The 954-nt window shown below is 39.6% G+C and carries 1 pseudogene; it reads right to left on the bottom strand.

Annotated features, from left to right (window positions below):
• A pseudogene (locus DSM107010_RS32175) lies at window positions 1-727 on the bottom strand (hypothetical protein); the annotation flags it as partial.
• Window positions 728-954: the final 227 nt, after the last annotated feature.

Here is a 954-nt window from a genome sequence, read left to right on the forward strand (position 1 = left end):
CTATATTGAAGGAACTCCAGAGCTGATTAAACATCCTTTTGGGTAGATTAGATTGCCAGAAATCGCACCGATTACGTAAAATAACCCATGCACCATTTGGAGCAAAGGTAACTTGCTTAATTTCTTCACCTGCATGGCTGAATTCCCACAACTTGTCAATCACATCATTGGAAATATCACTATAGAGAAAACCATTTCTTTCATATAAAACCACCCATCCTCCATCAGATGAAAACGAAACCTGCTTAATTCGCTCTCTTGCATTATGAATATGATTTAACTTGAATAGAAGATCTTTTGAAATTTGGCTACTATTTAGCGTATGAATATGTATCCGAAATCTTGCTAAGACTTTACGTTTAATTATAGCCAAAGGGCGAAAGATAAGAGCTTTTACTTTTCGTGAGAATCTGTTTGTTGAAACAGGTGTTCCCTTTTTTCGGGATACAAGACTACTTTCTCTTTCAGCAGGCAATTCAGTTTCAAAGATGCTTTGCGATTCTTCCAGTTCAGGCATCCAGCCGTATGACGTTGCTCTCTCAACAACATCAGCTTGGGAAAAAAAATTGTATGCATCATTGATTGCGATCGGTATCTCGGCAGCCTCAAGTACATCTGACTCTCTTAATGTGTATTTTTCAAGCTTCTGTACTCTTAGTTTGCCCTGACGCAATCTCAAAGCATCTTCCGGCACATAGAGTAGCCGTACAAAAGAATCTAATCCCATAAATTAGTGTTAAGGTCGATTCTGCCCTATATAGTTTTGAGCGCTGGCTTCAGAGCTATGTCAACCAAAAATACAGCGGTGTTCCAAGACAGGGCAATGTTAAAAAAAAAGGAGGCAAGTTAATCATTAGATGCGATGAGCTCCGATCTCAATCCCCGTGCTTTAACACCCCCATAAGAACACAAACCCAATCGCAATTCGTTATCCTTAGTGTTGAGGGGTTGCTC

The organism is Chroococcidiopsis cubana SAG 39.79 (assembly GCF_003991895.1).
Taxonomy (GTDB): Bacteria; Cyanobacteriota; Cyanobacteriia; order Cyanobacteriales; family Chroococcidiopsidaceae; genus Chroococcidiopsis; species Chroococcidiopsis thermalis.